The sequence below is a fragment of the Streptomyces sp. NPDC001617 genome (assembly GCF_053596855.1).
This window is the reverse complement of the sequence record NZ_JBSFHA010000058.1, coordinates 1-18,192: the sequence shown is the minus strand read 5'-3', so window position 1 is coordinate 18,192 and position 18,192 is coordinate 1. Positions and strand designations below refer to the sequence as shown.

Below are 18,192 nucleotides of genomic sequence, written 5' to 3'. Positions count from 1 at the left end.
CCGGTTCACTCCCGGGGGTACCCGCGCACGGCGCGGTTACGTGCGGGCGCCCTCGCCGGCCTCGCTGTCGGCCGCCTCCCCGGCGGACTGCTGCTTGGGGATCTCGACGCCCTCGCCCGAGTCGGCCTCGGCGGTCTCCGCCGCCGTCTCCTCGGCCTCGCTCCGCTTCTCGACCCGCTCCTCGACCCGCTCCTCGGCCGGCCCCTTCGCCTCTGCCGCTTCCTCCGCCGCGGGTTCGACCGTCGGTGCAGTGGCCTGAGCCTCGGCGGTTGACGCCTCCTCCGTAGCCTTCGACCTCCGGAGAAGTCGTGCGAAAACACCCATATCCACTCCATACGCTACTCGTGCGGGGGAAATCCCGCGTCGTCCGGTGCGTCCGTTTGCGTCGCCCGGGTCGCCGCCTCCCGAAAACCGGCGACGGAACCTCGCAACGGGCAACGACCCCCGGTCACGCGCCGTCACGTAACTCGTTCGAGGACACTGCTCGGGGTTTGCGAGACTGGTGCGGTGAGCAGCGCACCCCCCGCCCCCCGAGTCATCGCCGTCGTCGGACCGACCGCGGCAGGAAAGTCCGATCTGGGCGTCTTTCTCGCCCAGCGACTGGGCGGTGAGGTGGTCAACGCCGATTCCATGCAGCTCTATCGAGGGATGGACATCGGCACCGCCAAGCTGACGCCCGAGGAACGCGGCGGCGTCCCGCACCACCTCCTGGACATCTGGGACGTCACGGTCACGGCCTCGGTCGCCGAGTACCAGAGACTCGCCCGGGAGCGGATCGACGCGCTGCTCGCCGAGGGCCGCTGGCCGATCCTCGTAGGCGGCTCCGGCCTGTATGTCCGTGGGGCCGTCGACAACCTGGAGTTCCCCGGCACGGATCCCGAGGTCAGGGCCCGTCTGGAGGAGGAGCTCACGCTGCGCGGCTCCGGTGCGTTGCACGCGCGTCTGGCCGCCGCCGACCCCGAGGCGGCCCAGGCGATCCTGCCGAGCAACGGCCGCCGTATCGTCCGGGCCCTCGAAGTGATCGAGATCACCGGCAAGCCCTTCACCGCCAACCTCCCCGGCCATGACTCGGTCTACGACACCGTCCAGATCGGCGTCGACGTGGCCCGCCCCGAACTCGACGAGCGCATCGCCCGCCGCGTCGACCGGATGTGGGACGCGGGGCTGGTCGACGAGGTGCGCGCGCTGGAGGCGCGGGGCCTGCGCGAGGGGCGTACGGCCTCCCGTGCGCTGGGCTACCAGCAGGTGATCGCGGCGCTCACGGGGGAGTGCACGCTGGAGGAGGCGCGGACCGAGACCGTCCGCGCCACCAAGCGCTTCGCGCGCCGCCAGGATTCATGGTTCAGGCGCGATCCCAGGGTGCACTGGTTGAGTGGGGCTGCGGCGCATCTCACAGAACTTCCGCAGCTCGCACTGGCGTTGGTCGAACGACCGGTCACAGCCTGATCACGTCATGGCATCGGGACGCTCCGGCAGCCTTCCGGGCCTCCGGCGCCGTGCCATCATCGTGCTTCGATCGACCAAGTGGAGTCCTAGTTGGGAGGGCGCGTGGCGATGGAGGCCGGCCCTCGCGACACCGCACAAGGCACCGAGCCCCTCACCGCCGACAGCGGTGAAACGGAGCAGGACGGCGACCGTCTGAGCCCCGACGGGCCGGACGAGGGCGGTGTGGTCGCCGACGGTCCCGAGCCCGAGGAGATGTTCCCGGGCGGCCCCGAGGTCGAGGTCGAGCTGCGCCCGCAGCGCCGGCTGCGCATCTGGCAGCTCGCGCCCATCGTCGCTCTGGCCGCGGTCGGCTCCCTGATGTTCGCCTTCCCGCTCGCCTTCGACTTCGGCGACAGCGGCGCGGTGATCGCCATGCTGGGCCTCCTGATCTGCTTCTGCGCGGCAGGCTGGGGCATGATGGCTGCGCGCCGGGTGGGTTACACATGGCCTGGGCTGCCCCAGCGGGGTTCCGGGCGGCGGCCTGACTGGCGGGTCGTCCTGGCGTACGTGGTTGTAGTGGTCGCGGTGGTCGTACTGGCGGTATGGCGCGTGGCGAGGCTTCGCTGAGGTTGTCGTTCTCTCGGGGCGCGAGGTCGTATCGGATGCGCGGCCGCCGCCGCGTGGGCGCGACCAGCCACGGCAGCGCAGCGGACCAGCCACGACCGTCACCTACCATCGAAGAATGACCCGCATCGCCTTCCTCAAGGGCCACGGCACGGAGAACGACTTCGTGATCATCCCGGACCCCGAGAACACCCTCGATCTCCCCCCGGCCACCGTCGCCGCCCTCTGCGACCGCCGCGCGGGCCTCGGCGGTGACGGCCTGCTGCACGTGGTCCGATCCGCCGCCCACCCCGAGGCCCGGCACATGGCGTCCGAGGCGGAGTGGTTCATGGACTACCGCAACGGCGACGGCTCGATCGCCGAGATGTGCGGCAACGGCGTCCGCGTCTTCGCGCGCTACCTCCAGCGCGCCGGCCACGCCACCGAGGGCGACCTCGCGGTGGCCACCCGCGGCGGCGTCAAGACCGTGCACATCGCCAAGGAGGGCGACATCACGGTCGGCATGGGCAGGGCCCGCCTCCCCGAAGGGACCGTCACCATCAGCGTGGGCGACCGGAGTTGGCCCGCGAAGAACGTGAACATGGGCAACCCGCACGCGGTCGCCTTCGTGGACGACCTCGCGCACGCCGGCACCCTGTACGACCCGCCGTCCTTCAGCCCGGCCTCCGTCTACCCGGACGGCGTGAACGTCGAGTTCGTGGTCGACCGCGGCCCCTCCCACGTCGCCCTGCGCGTGCACGAGCGCGGCTCCGGCGAGACCCGCTCGTGCGGCACGGGCGCGTGCGCGGTCGCCGTGGCCACCGCCCGCCGGGACGATGCCGACCCGGCCGTCACCGGGACTCCGGCGACGTACACCGTCGACGTGCCCGGCGGAACGCTCGTGATCACCGAGCGGCCCGACGGCGAGATCGAGATGACCGGCCCGGCCGTGATCGTCGCCGAAGGCGAGATCGACGCCGAGTGGCTGGAAACGTTCGCCCGCTGACCGAGGCGGCGGCTTGGGATCGCAGGTGCCTGTGCCGGGTGGTGCAGGCGTCAACTGATGAGGTGGCAAGCAGGGGTTCGAAACCACGGCCGCCCGTCATTAACCTGGCGCGAAATCGTAAACCTCAAAACCATCGCTCGAATGGGTGATCCGTTTCACGCTCGGCGAGAGGCGGTCGGACGCACGTGATGGGCTCGGTAGCATCAAGCACCGGCCCGGACGGGGGACCGTTGCCACCCCCTGAGCCGTGTCCGCCCTGGGGCACCCCGTCCGCCGGTCCACGCAGCCGGAGGTGCCCATGAGTGCGGAGGCCACGAATCCCGCCACGCCAGGTTCCGTAGCGGGCCCTGCCGCCCGCTGGAGGGCGCGGATCGACCTGCGCCGCCTCGGCCGTGCGGCCCTGCTCGGCCCCACCGCCCGTGACCGGCTGCCCGACGCCATCGGCCATGTCGTGGACGCCCACCGCGCCCACTATCCGAGCGCCGACCTCGACCCCCTGCGCCGCGCCTACGTCCTGGCCGAGTCCTCGCACCGTGGCCAGATGCGCAAGAGCGGTGAGCCGTACATCACACACCCTCTCGCGGTGACCCTCATCCTCGCCGAACTGGGCGCCGAGACAACGACCCTGACGGCCTCTCTGCTCCACGACACCGTCGAGGACACCGACGTGACGCTGGATCAGGTCGGCGAGCAGTTCGGCGAGGAGGTGCGCTATCTCGTCGACGGCGTGACGAAGTTGGAGAAGGTCGACTACGGCGCCGCCGCCGAGCCCGAGACCTTCCGCAAGATGCTCGTCGCCACCGGCAGCGACGTCCGCGTGATGTCGATCAAACTCGCCGACCGGCTGCACAACATGCGCACCCTGGGCGTCATGCGCCCCGAGAAACAGGCGCGCATCGCCAAGGTCACCCGGGACGTCCTCATCCCGCTCGCCGAACGGCTCGGCGTCCAGGCGCTCAAGACCGAGCTGGAGGACCTCGTCTTCGCGATCCTGCATCCCGAAGAGTACGAGCACACACGGGAGTTGATCGTCGACAACGCCTCCCGCGCCGAGGACCCGCTCGCCGATATCGCCGACGAGGTCCGCGGCCATCTGCGCGAGGCCGACATCCAGGCCGAAGTTCTCATCCGGCCACGGCACTTCGTCTCCGTCCACCGCGTCGCCCGCAAGCGCGGCGAACTGCGCGGCGCCGACTTCGGGCGGCTGCTGGTGCTGGTCAACGAGGACGCGGACTGTTACGGCGTCCTCGGTGAACTGCACACCTGTATGACGCCGGTCGTCTCGGAGTTCAAGGACTTCATCGCCGTACCGAAGTTCAACCTGTACCAGTCGCTGCACACCGCGGTCGCCCGGGGCGACGGCCAGGTCGCCGAAGTCCTCATCCGCACGCACCAGATGCACAAGGTCGCCGAGGCCGGCGTCGTCGCGCTCGGCAACCCGTACGCGCCCGCCCCCGCCGCGCCGGCCGACGGCGAGCGCGTCGACCCCACCAAGCCCGGGTGGCTCTCCCGCCTCCTCGACTGGCAGGAGGCCGCGCCCGACCCGGACACCTTCTGGTCGACCCTGCGCGAGGACCTCGCCCAGGACCGCGAGATCACCGTCTTCCGCCCCGACGGCGGCACGCTCGGCCTGCCCGAGGGCGCCACCTGCGTGGACGCCGCGTACGCGCAGTACGGCGAGGACGCCCACGCATGCATCGGCGCCCGCGTCAACGGCCGCCTGGCGACCCTGAGCACGGTCCTGAGGGACGGCGACACCGTCCAGCTCCTCATGGGCCAGGACCCGGCCTCCGAGCCCTCCCGGGAGTGGCTGGAGCACGCCCACACACCCGCGGCCCGCATCGCCATCCAGCGGTGGCTGGCGACCCATCCGACGGAGGGCGGCGCACAGGAGACCGAGGAACCCTCGTCCGCTCCCCGGCCGACCCCCGAAGGGGCGCTGACCCGCCCCAACCCCGAAGTCATCGTCGACCAGCCCGCCGCGACCGTCCGACTCGCCGGCTGCTGCACCCCCGTACCCCCCGACGCGGTCACCGGGTTCGCCGTCCGCGGCGGCGTCGTCACCGTGCACCGCGTGGAGTGCTCCGCCGTGGCGCGTATGAAGAACGGGGGGCGCGCGGAGGTCGGCGTGCGCTGGGGGGACACCACCGGATGCCGGGTCACGCTGCTCGCCGAATCGTTCGGGCGCCCTCATCTCCTCGCCGACCTCACCGAGGCCATGGCCCTCGAGGGCGCCGAGATCGTCTCGGCGACCATCGAGCCCCCGGACCGGCAGCGGGTACGGCACTCGTACACCGTCGAACTCCCCGACGCGGCACTCCTGCCCGGCCTCATGCGGGCGATGCGCAACGTCCCGGGCGTATACGACGTGAGCCGCGCGCAACCGCAGACACCGGGCGCGTGAGCCACCTGCGGGCGCGGGCGTCGGTCCGGCGGTGAGCCACCCGGTGGGCGTCCAACGTGGCCGGCGTGGGCGTGGGCGTGGGCGTGGGCAATCCCGTGGGCGTCCGGCGCGCGCGTGAGCCACGCCGTGGGGGTCGGTCAGACCATGAGCCACCCCATGAGCGACCGGCCCGGCCGTGAGCCGGCCGTCGGCGTCGACCCGGCCGTGAGCCACCCCTTCGGGTGGGCCGGTCGCGCGTCGTCGTCGCCACGCGCGCGTGCGCTGGTAGCGGTGGGGCATGCCGCTCACCCCCCGCGCCGGAACCCGCCGTCTGAAGGCGACCGCGCTCCTCGCATCCGCCGTCTCCGTCTGCCTCCTCGCCGCGAGCGCCCCGCCGGCCCCCCTGGGCGTCGGTGACCGCCTCTTCCCGTACCTCGGCAACCCCGGATACGACGTGGCGTCGTACGACCTCTCCTTCACCTATCCCGGGACCAACAGCAAGCCGCTCCAGGCGGTCACCAGGATCGACGCCTGGACGACGAAGGAACTCGACCGGATCAACCTCGACTTCGCGCACGGCACGGTCGAGTCGGTCGAGGTCGACGGCGAGCCCGCCACCTTCGCCCGTGCCGGTGAGGACCTCGTCGTCACGCCCCAGGACCCGCTCCAGGAGGGCAGCTGGACCCGGATCACCGTGCGGCACACCAGCGACCCGGCGGCGCCGGACGACGAGGACGGTGGCTGGGTGCGCACCGCGGACGGCCTCGCCATGGCCAACCAGGCGGACGCCGCCCACCTGGTGTTCCCGTGCAACGACCACCCCTCCGACAAGGCGATGTTCACCATCAGGGTCACCGCACCCAACGGCTACACCGTCGTCGCGGGCGGCCTGCCGACCGGCGTCGACCGCGTCGGAACCTCGACGACCTGGACGTACCGCACCCTGCACCCCATGGCCACCGAACTCGCCCAGGTCTCCATCGGCCGCTCCAGCGTGCTGCACCGCGAGGGCCCGCACGGCCTGCCCGTACGGGACGTGGTGCCCACCGAGGACGTCAAGAAGCTCGAACCCTGGCTGGCCAGGACGCCCGAGCAGATCGCCTGGATGGAGAGCAAGGTCGGCCCGTACCCGTTCGAGACGTACGGCCTGCTCATGGCCGAGGCGACCACCGGCTTCGAACTGGAGACACAGACGCTGTCCCTCTTCGAGAAGGACCTCTTCACCGAGCCCGGCTACCCCGCGTGGTACGTCGAGTCGATCATGGTGCACGAGCTCTCCCACCAGTGGTTCGGCGACAGCGTCAGCCCGCGCGCGTGGTCCGACGTGTGGCTCAACGAGGGGCACGCCACCTGGTACGAGGCCCTGTACGCGGAGGAGAAGGCACACCGGCCCATGGAGGCGCGCATGAAGGCCGCGTACGGCGCCTCCGACCGCTGGCGCGCCGCCGGCGGACCGCCCGCCGCCCCCAAGGGGCCCGCACCCGGCCAGAAGATCAGCATCTTCCGCCCGAACGTCTACGACGGCGCCGCCCTCGCCCTCTACGCGCTGCGCCAGGAGATCGGCCGCGAGCACTTCGAGCGCCTGGAGCGGGCCTGGGTGACCAGGCACCGGGACGGCACGGCCACCACCGCCGACTTCGAACGCCTGGCCTCCGAGATCTCCGGACGCGACCTGAGCGGCTTCTTCAAGGCCTGGCTCTACGGCGAGAAGACCCCGCCGATGCCCGGCCACCCGGACTGGAAGCCGGCCCCGCCGACCGAGGCGGCGGCGGGCACCGCGGGCAAATAAGACGGTGACGAGACATCCCGTGCCGTGCGACCATCTTCGGGTCGGCGCGGCGCGGTGCGGCACGGGACACGGGAATCTTCCGGGGTACTCGTGCGTTGCCAACAGTGATGACCGCCGACTCGGCATCCCCAACGACGTAAGGACCCAATGACCTCCTCTTCATCCCCTTCCCAGGACTCGCAGCGTTTCGCGCACACATACGCCGAAGGTCTTCGGGCCGATGCCCTGATGGAAGAGGACGTCGCCTGGAGCCACGAGATCGACGGAGAGCGGGACGGCGAGCAGTTCGACCGCTCCGAGCGCGCGGCCCTGCGCCGTGTGGTCGGCCTCTCCACCGAACTCGAGGACGTCACCGAGGTCGAGTACCGCCAGCTCCGCCTGGAGCGGGTCGTGCTCGTGGGCGTCTGGACCACGGGGACCGTGCAGGACTCGGAGAACTCCCTCGCGGAGCTCGCCGCCCTCGCGGAGACCGCGGGCGCGCTCGTGCTCGACGGCGTGATCCAGCGCCGGGACAAGCCCGACGCGGCCACCTACATCGGCTCCGGCAAGGCGAACGAGCTCCGGGACATCGTCCTGGAGAGCGGCGCCGACACCGTGATCTGCGACGGTGAGCTCAGCCCGGGCCAGCTCATCCACCTCGAAGACGTGGTCAAGGTCAAGGTCATCGACCGTACGGCCCTGATCCTCGACATCTTCGCCCAGCACGCCAAGTCCCGGGAGGGCAAGGCGCAGGTCGCGCTCGCGCAGATGCAGTACATGCTGCCGAGGCTGCGCGGCTGGGGTCAGTCGCTGTCCCGTCAGATGGGCGGCGGCAAGGGCGGCGGCCTCGCCACCCGTGGCCCCGGTGAGACCAAGATCGAGACGGACCGTCGCCGGATCCGCGAGAAGATGGCGAAGATGCGCCGTGAGATCGCGGAGATGAAGACCGGCCGTGAGGTCAAGCGCCAGGAGCGCAAGCGCAACAAGGTGCCGTCCGTCGCCATCGCGGGCTACACCAACGCGGGCAAGTCCTCCCTGCTCAACCGCCTGACCGGCGCCGGCGTCCTGGTCGAGAACGCCCTGTTCGCGACCCTGGACCCCACCGTCCGCCGGGCGGAGACCCCGAGCGGCCGTCTGTACACGCTGGCCGACACGGTCGGGTTTGTACGCCACCTGCCGCACCACCTGGTCGAGGCGTTCCGCTCCACCATGGAGGAGGTCGGCGAGTCCGACCTGATCCTGCACGTGGTGGACGGCTCGCACCCGAACCCGGAGGAGCAGCTGGCCGCCGTGCGCGAGGTGATCAGGGATGTCGGCGCCATCGACGTGCCCGAGATCGTCGTGATCAACAAGGCGGACGCGGCCGACCCGCTGACCCTGCAGCGGCTGATGCGGATCGAGAAGCGTTCGATCGCCGTCTCGGCCCGTACCGGCCGGGGCATCCAGGAGCTGCTCGCGCTCATCGACAACGAACTGCCGCGGCCGTCCGTCGAGATCGAAGCGCTCGTGCCGTACACCCACGGCAAGCTGGTCGCCCGGGCACACGACGAGGGCGAGGTGATCTCCGAGGAACACACCCCGGAGGGCACCCTGCTCAAGGTGCGGGTGCACGAGGAACTGGCGGCGGACCTGGCACCGTACGTGCCCGTTCCGGCCGTCTGACCCACAGCACCAAGGCCCGCCCCCTGGCTCCCAGGAGGCGGGCCTTCAGCATGCCGGGTTCATCGACCGCCGTACTGCTCCCTCATGTTCTGGTAGAGCGACCTGGCCGCCGCGCCCCGCACCTGGCTGTGCTCACCGGCCCGCCCCCGTCCGTGCCTACCTGCCGGTCACTGACCGGCGAACTTCTTGCTCACCGACTCGTACACACCCTTGGCCACGTCACCCAGCCGCGGCCCGGCCAACCAGCCCGAAGTCACCGGACCGATCGAGGTGTTGGACACCAGCGTCGGCTTGCCGTCCGAGCCCGTCTCCACCCAGCCACCGCCGGAGGAGCCGCCGGTCATGGTGCAGCCGATGCGGTACATCGTCGGGTCCGAGGCGTTGAGCGACAGCCGCCCCGGCTTGTCCGTGCACCGGTACAGCAACTGGCCGTCGAACGGCGCGGCGGCCGGGTAGCCGGTCGCGGTGATGCTCGGAACCTTCGGTACGGCCGGGGCGTTGAAGTTGACAGGCAGTGCCGAACCGACCGTCTCCTCCAGCGACTTGCCGTTGCCGCCCTTCTCCGGCGTCACATGGATGACGGCGTAGTCGTACGAGGCACCGGCACCGCCCGTCTCATCGCCCTGCTCGATCCACTGCTGGGAGGTCTTCACCCAGTCGGCCCACCAGACACCGTAGGGAGCGACCTGGTCCCGGGTCGCGTTCTGCACCTGACCGGCCGTCTTGCCCGAGTCGTTGTACGACGGCACGAAGGCGATGTTGCGGTACCAGCCGCCGTTCTTGCCGGCGTGCACGCAGTGCCCGGCGGTCCAGATCAGGTTGGACTTGCCCGGGTGGGCCGGGTCCTCCACGACCGTCGCCGAGCAGACCATCGTGCCCTGGGGGGAGTCGAAGAACACCTTGCCGGCCGTCGCCGCGTTGGCGTGGTACGTAGGCGCCACGGCCTTCGCGTCCACCGGCGCCGGCTCCGGGTCGGTCACGCCCTGGTCGCCCGAGAGGTCGTTGTTGTCGACGCTCTTGTCCGGGTCGTTGGCGCGGCGCATCCGGTCCGCGTCCCACAGGCCCTTGATGATCGGGTTGATGAACTCGTCGGCCTCGCGCAGCCAGTCGTCCTTGTTCCAGTTCTTCCAGGCGCCGTTCTTCCACTTGTCGATGTCGATCCCGTGCTCTTTGAGCTTCTGCCGGATGTCGTCCGGGATCTTGATCTTGCCGTCGCCGCTGCTTCCGGTGTCGGTCGCGGAGGCGGAGGCCTGGCCGTCCGCCTTGTCGCCACCGGAGTTGCAGGCGGTGGCGGTCAGCGCCAGCACCGAGGCGAGGGCAACGGCGGCCAGAACGGGGGAGGTTCTGCGATGCCCACCCCTGTCTCGCCGGTTGTGGAACGACGGTCGTGTGGATCGCATGATCTGAACTCCCCCTGAGTGGAACGAACCGGGCCTTCCAAGGAACGGCACCACACCTTATGCGTTGGCTGTGGGCGCCTGCCGACGGGACGGCAACGGTTTCGCTACGAGCAGTCTGATCAGCAGGTTCGCCCAGGAGTCCCCGATGTGACGCCGTCTCATGTCAGGGTCTGGCGGGGCGGACGCGAGTTGGCGGGCGACGGAGACGGCCTGCCGGACAGGGACGGTGTGACTCGGTGGGACAGGGGATGACAGGCGTGACACGGTCGGCTCACCCGGAGGTGGAGAAGTGGCCCAGAGTGTCCTCGCCGAACCACTGATGGTGGGAAAGCCGGAAGCCCCCAGCGCCGGTCTGCGTTCCGGCGTAGGTCGTGCCGCTTTCTCCCTTCGCGCACGCACGTAATGACGGTGAGAGACGGAAAACTCCGAGGCGTATTCGGGTGGCGGAAGGTATCGCGAGCGAGGGGGACATGTACGGGGAGTGCGGCCCGGCACGGGCAGGACGGGAAGGATCTTCAGGCAACCCGTAACCCGGTCGGTCATGGCGGGTTGGTAGCGGTGGGGGGCCGCCTGTCCGTGGGCGGTCCTCTGTGCCTGTGTGGGCGGGAGGACTGGGAGCCGTGGCCGAGTCTGCGTGGGGGAGGCGTGCGTCCGAGGGAACGGTCGGAGGCCGCGCGACGGACTGGACTGTCGGGGGCCGGGCCGTCGGGGGAGTGCCGGTGGCGCGGCGGGCCGCGCACGAGGGAATACTGCGGCGCCAGTCGGCGCGTGAACCGGCGGCACGCACCTACGCGCGTGCCCTGCCGATCGTGCCGGTGCGTGCCCGGGGCCTGACCATCGAGGGCGCGGACGGCCGCCGTTACCTCGACTGCCTCTCCGGCGCCGGCGCGCTGGCCCTGGGCCACAATCATCCCGTCGTGCTGGAGGCGATCCGCAAGGTCCTGGACTCGGGCGCGCCCCTCCACGCCCTGGACCTCGCCACCCCCGTCAAGGACGCCTTCGTCACCGAGCTGCTCCAGACCCTGCCGCCCAGCCTTGCCGACCACGCACGCGTACGGTTCTGCGGACCGGCGGAAACCGACGCGGTGGAGGCCGCGTTGAACGTGGTACGGGCCGCCACCGGCCGCACCGAAGTGTTGGCCTTCGCCGTCTCCCACCACCTCGTGACCCCCGGCCCCCTTGCCCCACCCGGGGCCGCCTCCGACGCACGGATCACCCGCCTCCCCTACCCCCAGGACTACCGATGCCCCTTCGGCGTCGGTGGCCCACGCGGCGCCGAACTCGCCGCCCGCTGGACCAAGTCCGTCCTCGACGACACCGGGTCGGGGGTGCCGCAACCCGCCGGGATGATCCTCGAACCCGTCCAGAGCGAGGGCGGGGTGATCCCCGCGCCGGACCCGTGGCTGCGCCGGATGCGCGAGATCACGGCTGCCCGTGCCGTCCCGCTCATCGCCGACGAGGTCCAGACGGGCGTCGGCCGCACAGGCACCTTCTGGGCGGTGGAGCACAGCGGCATCACCCCCGATGTGATGGTCCTCTCCAGGGCCATCGGCGGCAGCCTCCCGCTCTCCGTGGTGGTCTACCGCGACGACCTGGACGCCTGGGAACCCGGCGCCCCCGCAGACACCTTCCGCGGCAACCAACTCGCCATGGCCGCAGGCACGGCAACCCTGTCCTACGTCCGCGACCACGGCCTCGCCGACCGCGCGGCAACCCTCGGCGCCCGCATGCTCGACCAACTCCGTGAGCTGGGACGGGAGTTCTCGTGCATCGGGGATGTGCGGGGGAGGGGGCTGATGATCGGCGTGGAGTTCGTGGAGGAGGCGGGGGACGGCCACGGCTCTGCGGGCGAGACGGGCGAAGCGGGCGAGACGGGCGAGGCGGGCAAGGTGGACGAGACGGACGGTGTGAATGAGGCGAGCGGGGCCTGGGAATCGGATCGTGTGGGCCGGGGCCGGGGCGGGCACGGGGGCATAGGCAGGGAGGCCAGTGAGGCGCTCGGCGTGGGAAGGGGCGCGCCTGCCGCCGGCAGCCCCCGGCCCGCCGCCCCCGGACTCGCCGCCGCGGTCCAGCGGGAGTGCCTGCGCCGCGGCCTGATCGTCGAACTGGCGGGCCACCACGCCAGTGTCGTACGTCTGCTTCCGCCACTGACCATCAGCGACGAACAGACGGCCGCGGTACTCGACCGACTGGCCGACGCAGTGGAGGCGGTGGCCCGGGCCCAGCCCCGCCGTTCGCCAGGACTCCGCCAACCGACGCGGCCCGACAAGGCAGTTGCCGCCCCCACACCGGCACGCCCACGCCGGCATCCCCAGTAAGCCGACACCCCGGTCCGTCACTTCACGAGCCAGAACCACCCACGAGGACCACCACGTTGAACACCACCCCCGCCTCGGACACAGACACCCGCACCTCCGACCAAGGCTCCTCCGACGAGCAACGACCCCCTCAGCCCTCCTCCACGCCGACGACCACGGAAACGCCCCACCCGCAGAGCACGCGCACCGCCGGCGGGCGGCAGGAGAGGGTTCCCGAGCAGCGAAACGCCCCGGTCACCGCCGGCCCGGGGGACCCCACCGCCGACCTCCTGGAACACCCCGACCCGCACACCGTGGCCGAGGCCGCCACCGTCGAGAACCTGCTGCGCTGCTGGGTCCGCGAAACCGGCCTCCCGGCTCCCAAAGACGGCACGCTCCGCATCCCCCTGCCCGCCACCAGCACGGCACTGCTCGTCCCGGTCCACTACTGGTCCCCGACAGGCTGGCACCGCTTCGGCCTCCCACACTTCGCCGACACCCTCGAACAGTCCCCACCGGCCGACGCGGTCACGATCGCCGCCCTCCTCACCCGCGAAACACCGGACACCGCCCACACGTCCCTGGCGGCCGCGACTGCCGGTCCCGATCCAGTCGCCGACACGTCCCTGGACGCCCCGGCGACCGGCCCGGAGTTGGTCGCAGGCGCGTCTCCCGCGGTCTCGACTGCCGGTGCCGATCCGATCGTTGGCACCTCTCCGTCGGCCTCGGCGTCCCCGACGACCACCTCCGATCCGGTGGCCCACACGTCCCCGGCCCACTCGACTGCCGGCTTCGAGGTCCACTCGACTGCCGGCCCCGAAGTGGTCGCCCGCGTCGCCGACTCCCTCCGTCGCACCTCCACCTTCATCCGCGAGCGCCGCGATCACCTTTCCGACGCCCCCGACCTCTTCCTCGCGGCCGAACAGGCGCTCGTTCTCGGACACCCGATGCACCCGACACCCAAGAGCCGCGAAGGTCTCTCCGAGGCCGAAGCGCGCGTGTATTCACCGGAGTTGCGCGGCTCCTTTCCCCTGCACTGGCTGGCTGTCGCTCCCTCCCTCCTCGCCGCCGACTCCGCATGGACCGAACGCGGTCGCCCCGTCCCCGCATCACATCTCACCGCCAGCCTCGCCAAAGCCGACACCGACGCCGAACTGCCGTTGCCCGACGGCTACGCGGCCCTCCCGCTCCACCCGTGGCAGTTCCGCGAGGTCCGCCACCGCCCCGACGTCGAGGCCCTCTTCGACGTCGGGCTGCTCCTCGACCTCGGCACCCATGGCTGCCCGTGGCACCCCACCTCCTCCGTACGCACCGTCCACCGGACCGGCGCACCCGCCATGCTCAAACTCTCCCTGGGCCTGACGATCACCAACTCCCGCCGCGAGAACCTCCGCAAGGAACTTCACCGGGGTGTCGAGGTCCACCGCCTGCTGCGCAGCGGCCTCTCCCAGCAGTGGCGGGCCGCCCACCCGAACTTCGACATCGTCCGCGACCCGGCCTGGCTCGCCGTCGACGCGCCGGACGGGAGCCCCGTGCCGGGCCTCGACGTGATGATCCGGCACAACCCGTTCCACCCCTCGGACGACGTCTCCTGCGTCGCCGGACTGGTCTCACCCCGCCCGCAAGCCCGACCGGAAGCGCACGCCGGATCAGCCCACCGTTCCCGCACGGACCCGCCGCCGCTGCGTTCCTGCCTGGAGGCGGTGATCACCCGCCTCGCCGGCCGAACGGGCCGTCCTCGCGGAGCCGTTGCCGCGGAGTGGTTCCTGCGCTACCTCGAACAGGTCGTGCGTCCCGTGCTGTGGCTGGACTCCGAGGCGGGCATCGCACTGGAGGCCCACCAGCAGAACACACTGCTCCTGCTGGACCCCGACGGTTGGCCGTCCGGCGGCCGCTACCGCGACAACCAGGGCTACTACTTCCGCGCATCCCACCGCGCGGAACTGGACGCCCGGCTGCCCGGCATCGGCGAGCACAGCGACACCTTCGTCCCCGATGAGGTCACCGACGAGCGCTTCGCGTACTACCTCGCGATCAACAACGTCCTCGGCCTCATCGGCGCGTTCGGCTCCCAGCATCTGGCCGACGAACGGCTGCTGCTCGCTGCCTTCCGCCGCTTCCTCAGCGACGTCGCCTCCGGCCCCGACCGGCTGCGCACCTCCCTTCCCGCCCACCTGCTCGACTCACCCGTCCTGCGCTGCAAGGCCAACCTGCTGACCCGGCTGCACGGCCTCGACGAACTCGTCGGCCCGGTCGACACCCAGTCCGTCTACGTCACCATCCCCAACCCCCTCCATTCCTGACCGCCGAACCTGACCCCGGCCTGACCCCGAGACAGACCCGCCTTCCTGCGTTCCTGAGCACCAACTCCCTTCATTCCCGAGGAACATGCCCCACCCCGTCTTCTGAGAGGAGCGTCGTCGTGCCGCCCACCGACGCCAGCGCCCATGCCGCCACCGCCGCCGGCACCGAGACCAGAGCCGCCGGTGCAGCCGACGTAGGCTGCCCGGCCGAGAGCAGCCCCGGCACGAGCACGGACAGCGAGGACACACTCGACCTGCGCCTGCCCGACGAACTGCTCGCGCTCTTCGCGGGGCAGACCGACGGAGGCAGGACACCGGCGTGGGCCGCACCCTGCGATGCACCGGCCCAGGTCGCCTCTGGCGGTGCATCGGCGCAGGCAGCCTGCGCCGATGCACCGGCGCAGGCCGATACCGGCGAGGCATCGAGGCGGTACGACGGCGCGGCTTCGCCCCCCTCTGGCGCCACGGCCGACCACGACCTCCTCGACCACGTCGACGACTGGGGCTCCGTGGTGACTCCCGTCGGCGTGTTCCGGCTCGTCCCCGTGCATATCGAGCGGGACCTACCGCTGGTCAGTCGTTGGATGAACGACCCTGCCGTCGCCGAGTTCTGGGAGCTCGCCGGTCCCGCGAGCGTGACCGAGGAACATCTGCGGGCCCAGCTCACGGGCGACGGACGCAGCGTTCCGTGCATCGGCGTGCTGGAGGGAACGCCGATGAGCTACTGGGAGATCTACCGGGCGGACCTCGACCCGTTGGCCCGCCACTATCCCGCCCGACCTCATGACACCGGGATCCACCTCCTCATCGGGGCTGTCGCCGATCGTGGGCGAGGTCTGGGCAGCACTCTGCTCAGAACCGTCTCCGACCTCGCCCTCGACAGGCGCTCAGCCTGCGCACGCATCGTCGCGGAACCCGACATTCGCAACACCCCCTCCGTCGCTGCCTTCCTGAGCGCCGGCTTCCGGTTCTCCGCCGAGGTCGACCTGCCCGCCAAGCGGGCCGCCCTCATGGTCCGAGACCGGTCCCTGCGCGATCTGCTGTGACGCCGTGCCGTGGCATCGTCACTTTTGGTACACCGCTCGCGCCGATCCGGTTCCACTTCCGCCGAGACCGATTTCGAGCCGAGCCGGGCCGGAGCCGAGCCCGAGCGACTCCGCGCCGCACACGATCACAACCGATCCCACCCGCACCTCAAACGATGGCCAGACGGTCTTGACCTGCCTCCTCGTCGCCCTCTTCCCCGCCTTGATCACCCGTTTGTCAGTGCCGGGCCGTAGGGTGGTCGCGCTATGACGAAGCCCTCACTCCCCGAACTCCTGCATGCTGCCGTCACTGCCGTCGGCGGTACGGAGCGCCCCGGCCAGGTGACCATGGCCGAAGCCGTCGCGGAGGCGATCGACGACGGCTCCCATCTGCTGGTCCAGGCCGGCACCGGTACCGGAAAGTCGCTGGGCTATCTCGTGCCCGCGCTCGCGCACGGGGAGCGCGTCGTCGTGGCGACGGCCACCCTGGCCCTGCAGCGCCAGCTGGTCGAGCGCGACCTGCCACGCACGGTCGACGCCCTGCACCCCTTGCTGCGTCGCCGCCCGGAGTTCGCGATGCTCAAGGGCCGGTCGAACTACCTGTGCCTGCACCGTCTGCACGAGGGCGTTCCGCAGGACGAGGAGGAGGGTCTCTTCGACCAGTTCGAGGCGGCCGCACCCACCAGCAAACTGGGCCAGGACCTGCTGCGCATGCGCGACTGGGCGGACGAGACCGAGTCGGGCGACCGCGACGACCTCACCCCCGGCGTCTCCGACCGTGCCTGGGCGCAGGTGTCCGTCTCGTCCCGTGAGTGCCTGGGAGCGACGAAGTGCGCGTACGGCGCGGAGTGCTTCGCCGAGATGGCCCGCGAGCGCGCCAAGCTGTCCGAGGTCGTCGTCACCAACCATGCGCTGCTCGCGATCGACGCCATCGAGGGCGCCCCGGTCCTCCCGCAGCACGAGGTGCTGATCGTCGACGAGGCCCACGAACTGGTCTCGCGGGTCACGGGTGTCGCCACTGGCGAGCTCACACCGGGCCAGGTCAACCGTGCGGTGCGCCGCGCCGCCAAACTGGTCAACGAGAAGGCCGCCGACCAGCTCCAGACCGCAGCAGAGGGCTTCGAGCGGCTGATGGAGCTGGCCCTGCCCGGCCGCCTGGAGGAGATCCCGGAGGACCTCGGCTACGCGCTCATGGCGCTGCGCGACGCCTGCCGTACGGTGATCTCCGCGATCGGAGCGACGCGCGACAAGTCCGTCCAGGACGAGGACGCGGTCCGGAAGCAGGCGCTTGCCTCCGTGGAATCGGTGCACGACGTCGCGGAGCGCATCACCAACGGCTCCGAGTGGGACGTCGTCTGGTACGAGCGCCACGACCGCTTCGGCGCCTCCCTGCGCGTCGCCCCCATGTCGGTATCGGGCCTGCTGCGCGAGAAGCTCTTCGCCGATCGCTCGGTCGTCCTGACCTCCGCGACCCTGAAGCTGGGCGGGGACTTCAACGGCGTCGGTGCCTCCCTGGGGCTGGCCCCGGAAGGCACGGAGGGCGAGGACCTCCCGCAGTGGAAGGGCGTCGACGTCGGCTCGCCCTTCGACTACCCCAAGCAGGGCATCCTGTACGTCGCCAAGCACCTCTCGCGCCCCGCGCGCGACGGCGACCGCGTGGACATGTTGGACGAGCTGACGGAGCTGATCCAGGCGGCCGGCGGCCGCACTCTCGGCCTCTTCTCGTCCATGCGGGCCGCGCAGCTCGCCGCCGAGGAACTGCGCACCCGTATCCCGGAGTTTCCGATCCTCCTCCAGGGCGAGGAGACCCTCGGCGAGCTGATCAAGAACTTCGCGGCCGACCCGAAGACCTGCCTCTTCGGCACGCTGTCGCTCTGGCAGGGCGTAGACGTCCCCGGTCCCAGCTGTCAGCTGGTGGTCATGGACAAGATCCCGTTCCCCCGTCCGGACGACCCACTGATGAGCGCCCGCCAGAAGGCGGTGGAGGACGCGGGAGGCAACGGCTTCATGGCGGTCGCCGCCACCCATGCGGCCCTGCTCATGGCCCAGGGCGCCGGCCGCCTCGTACGGGCGTCGGGGGACCGCGGTGTGGTCGCCGTACTGGATCAGCGGCTGGCCACCGCGCGGTACGGCAGCTATCTGAAGGCGTCGCTGCCGGACTTCTGGTACACCACGGACCGCAATCAGGTCCGCAGGTCGCTGGCGGCCATCGACGCGGTGGCGAAGAAGGCCGAAGCGGAAGCGGAATGATCAGGGGTTGGCCCCGCGCAGAACCCGGGCGCCCCCCCAAACCAAGAAAACAAACACAAAGCCCACGAGC

General features: G+C 71.1%; 12 protein-coding genes. 10 read left to right on the top strand and 2 right to left on the bottom strand.

Features of this window, described 5'->3' with window-relative positions; translation table 11 throughout:
- Positions 1-36: 36 nt before the first annotated feature.
- Positions 37-324, bottom strand: a complete 288-nt coding sequence (locus ACWC09_RS34585) for a hypothetical protein (protein WP_450854887.1) — start codon at positions 322-324, stop codon at positions 37-39.
- Between the two features lie 183 nt (positions 325-507).
- On the opposite strand from ACWC09_RS34585, the gene miaA reads away from it, so the two are divergent.
- From miaA to hflX, 6 genes are all read left to right on the top strand, one after another.
- Positions 508-1,446 (top strand): tRNA (adenosine(37)-N6)-dimethylallyltransferase MiaA, encoded by a 939-nt coding sequence (gene miaA, locus ACWC09_RS34580; RefSeq protein ID WP_450854886.1) that lies wholly within the window; start codon positions 508-510, stop codon positions 1,444-1,446.
- A gap of 108 nt (positions 1,447-1,554) precedes the next feature.
- Positions 1,555-2,052: a hypothetical protein gene (locus tag ACWC09_RS34575; protein ID WP_450854929.1), complete on the top strand. Its 498-nt coding sequence runs from the start codon at positions 1,555-1,557 to the stop codon at positions 2,050-2,052.
- 115 nt (positions 2,053-2,167) lie between these two features.
- Positions 2,168-3,034 carry a diaminopimelate epimerase gene (gene dapF / locus ACWC09_RS34570; RefSeq protein ID WP_450854885.1) on the top strand — a complete coding sequence of 289 codons (867 nt, stop codon included), beginning with the start codon at positions 2,168-2,170 and terminating at the stop codon, positions 3,032-3,034.
- A 298-nt stretch (positions 3,035-3,332) separates the two neighbouring features.
- Positions 3,333-5,438 carry a RelA/SpoT family protein gene (locus ACWC09_RS34565; RefSeq protein ID WP_450854884.1) on the top strand — a complete coding sequence of 702 codons (2,106 nt, stop codon included), beginning with the start codon at positions 3,333-3,335 and terminating at the stop codon, positions 5,436-5,438.
- 277 nt (positions 5,439-5,715) lie between these two features.
- The gene (locus ACWC09_RS34560) at positions 5,716-7,206 is read left to right on the top strand and encodes a M1 family metallopeptidase (RefSeq protein WP_450854883.1); all 1,491 of its coding nucleotides are present in this window, start codon (positions 5,716-5,718) and stop codon (positions 7,204-7,206) included.
- 147 nt (positions 7,207-7,353) lie between these two features.
- Positions 7,354-8,847 carry a GTPase HflX gene (hflX, locus tag ACWC09_RS34555; RefSeq protein WP_450854882.1) on the top strand — a complete coding sequence of 498 codons (1,494 nt, stop codon included), beginning with the start codon at positions 7,354-7,356 and terminating at the stop codon, positions 8,845-8,847.
- A gap of 167 nt (positions 8,848-9,014) precedes the next feature.
- On the opposite strand, the gene ACWC09_RS34550 is transcribed toward hflX, so the two are convergent.
- The gene (locus ACWC09_RS34550; protein WP_450854881.1) at positions 9,015-10,247 is read right to left on the bottom strand and encodes a trypsin-like serine peptidase; all 1,233 of its coding nucleotides are present in this window, start codon (positions 10,245-10,247) and stop codon (positions 9,015-9,017) included.
- Between the two features lie 719 nt (positions 10,248-10,966).
- Between ACWC09_RS34550 and ACWC09_RS34545 the strand changes: the two genes are divergently transcribed.
- From ACWC09_RS34545 to ACWC09_RS34530, 4 genes are all read left to right on the top strand, one after another.
- Positions 10,967-12,565 carry an aminotransferase class III-fold pyridoxal phosphate-dependent enzyme gene (locus tag ACWC09_RS34545; protein WP_450854880.1) on the top strand — a complete coding sequence of 533 codons (1,599 nt, stop codon included), beginning with the start codon at positions 10,967-10,969 and terminating at the stop codon, positions 12,563-12,565.
- A gap of 56 nt (positions 12,566-12,621) precedes the next feature.
- Positions 12,622-14,847, top strand: coding sequence for an IucA/IucC family protein (locus ACWC09_RS34540; RefSeq protein ID WP_450854879.1), 2,226 nt, complete (start codon positions 12,622-12,624; stop codon positions 14,845-14,847).
- 119 nt (positions 14,848-14,966) lie between these two features.
- Positions 14,967-15,893 (top strand): GNAT family N-acetyltransferase, encoded by a 927-nt coding sequence (locus tag ACWC09_RS34535; protein WP_450854878.1) that lies wholly within the window; start codon positions 14,967-14,969, stop codon positions 15,891-15,893.
- A gap of 246 nt (positions 15,894-16,139) precedes the next feature.
- A complete protein-coding gene (locus ACWC09_RS34530; protein WP_450854877.1) occupies positions 16,140-18,122 on the top strand; it encodes an ATP-dependent DNA helicase in 1,983 nt (660 codons plus the stop codon).
- Positions 18,123-18,192: the final 70 nt, after the last annotated feature.

Coding starts and splice junctions, on each gene's coding strand:
- ACWC09_RS34585 (WP_450854887.1), bottom strand. CDS start 324: ATGGGTGTTTTCGCACGACTTCTCCGGAGGTCGAAGGCTACGGAGGAG.
- ACWC09_RS34575 (WP_450854929.1), top strand. CDS start 1,555: ATGGAGGCCGGCCCTCGCGACACCGCACAAGGCACCGAGCCCCTCACC.
- dapF (WP_450854885.1), top strand. CDS start 2,168: ATGACCCGCATCGCCTTCCTCAAGGGCCACGGCACGGAGAACGACTTC.
- ACWC09_RS34565 (WP_450854884.1), top strand. CDS start 3,333: ATGAGTGCGGAGGCCACGAATCCCGCCACGCCAGGTTCCGTAGCGGGC.
- ACWC09_RS34560 (WP_450854883.1), top strand. CDS start 5,716: ATGCCGCTCACCCCCCGCGCCGGAACCCGCCGTCTGAAGGCGACCGCG.
- hflX (WP_450854882.1), top strand. CDS start 7,354: ATGACCTCCTCTTCATCCCCTTCCCAGGACTCGCAGCGTTTCGCGCAC.
- ACWC09_RS34550 (WP_450854881.1), bottom strand. CDS start 10,247: ATGCGATCCACACGACCGTCGTTCCACAACCGGCGAGACAGGGGTGGG.
- ACWC09_RS34530 (WP_450854877.1), top strand. CDS start 16,140: ATGACGAAGCCCTCACTCCCCGAACTCCTGCATGCTGCCGTCACTGCC.